Source organism: Intestinibacter sp. (genome assembly GCF_051866655.1).
GTDB lineage: Bacteria > Bacillota > Clostridia > Peptostreptococcales > Peptostreptococcaceae > Intestinibacter.
In genome coordinates this window covers 1-1,042 of the sequence record NZ_JBJDXL010000180.1, presented here as the reverse complement: position 1 = coordinate 1,042, position 1,042 = coordinate 1, and the positions used below count along the sequence as shown (strand labels likewise).

General features: G+C 30.5%; 2 protein-coding genes and 1 pseudogene. All 3 read left to right on the top strand.

Annotated features, from left to right (window positions below; translation table 11 throughout):
• The first annotated feature begins 11 nt into the window (after positions 1-11).
• Complete coding sequence (locus ACI3VO_RS05470; protein ID WP_439756944.1) at positions 12-101, top strand: SH3 domain-containing protein; 90 nt, start codon at positions 12-14, stop codon at positions 99-101.
• A 176-nt stretch (positions 102-277) separates the two neighbouring features.
• Positions 278-703 (top strand): MarR family winged helix-turn-helix transcriptional regulator, encoded by a 426-nt coding sequence (locus tag ACI3VO_RS05465; protein WP_439756940.1) that lies wholly within the window; start codon positions 278-280, stop codon positions 701-703.
• Positions 704-851: 148 nt separating this feature from the next.
• Positions 852-1,042: pseudogene (locus tag ACI3VO_RS05460) on the top strand (hypothetical protein); the annotation flags it as partial.

Genomic DNA, 1,042 nt, shown 5'->3' with positions numbered 1-1,042 from the left:
CAAAGGTAGAAATAGTACAAAAATTATCAAATGGCTGGTATAAAATAAAATACAATGGATCATATGGATACGTATCAGGAAAATATGTAAAATTAAGTTAAATTATTTATTAAAATAATATAGAAAAAAGCTAACAAATCTTTAAAGTGCTCCCTGTCTGTTTGGCAGGGGGTATTTATTTTCAATTAATTATGAAAAATCAAAATAAATAATAGTAAGCGATTGATTTTTGAAGATAAATATGTTATTATTTTTAGCAAAGATAGGAGTTGAATATATGAAACCAAAGGATGCTTGTGGATTTTTAATAAAGCAAATACACACTACTCTAGAAAAAAATGCGAATAACGCTCTTAGAGAATCTGGATTAACTACTGCTCAAGTATCTGTTTTAATGGAATTGTATGATACTGTAGAGAAACAGATGACACTTAAGGAGTTAGAAAAAGTACTACATCTAGCACAATCGACAACTGCAGGAATAGTTTCAAGACTTGTGCAAAAGGGATTGGTAGAATGTTATGCAGATGTCTCAGATAAAAGGATCAAGATAGTCAAGATTACACCAGCTGGAGAGGAATGCTGTATAGTCGCCGAAAAGCATATGCAGGAGGCAGAGGAGGATTTATTATCTGGTTTGACAGAGACAGAAAGAGACATATTTGTAAGCTTACTTAAGAAGGTCAGTACTTCTATGAAATAAAATGTCTGTAATAAAGCAGGCATTTTATTAAATAATATATGATAGCATGCTATTAAAAGTATGCTGTTTATTAAAAATAAAATAATAGTATGCTATTAAAAAAGTAACAAGTATCTTAAAAATATTATTTTGAAAGGAAGAAAATTTTATGAAAGAAAACAAATCATTAGAAACATTTGCTTCAATGCCAGTATCACAGGCAGTTATCCAAAATATAATTCCAGCGGTTGTAGCCATGCTGATGGTATTGATTTATAATCTGGCAGATACATTTTTTATAGGACAAACTCATGATGCATATCAGGTAGCAGCTGTATCATTGGCGACACCGGTGTTTTT

Coding starts and splice junctions, on each gene's coding strand:
- ACI3VO_RS05465 (WP_439756940.1), top strand. CDS start 278: ATGAAACCAAAGGATGCTTGTGGATTTTTAATAAAGCAAATACACACT.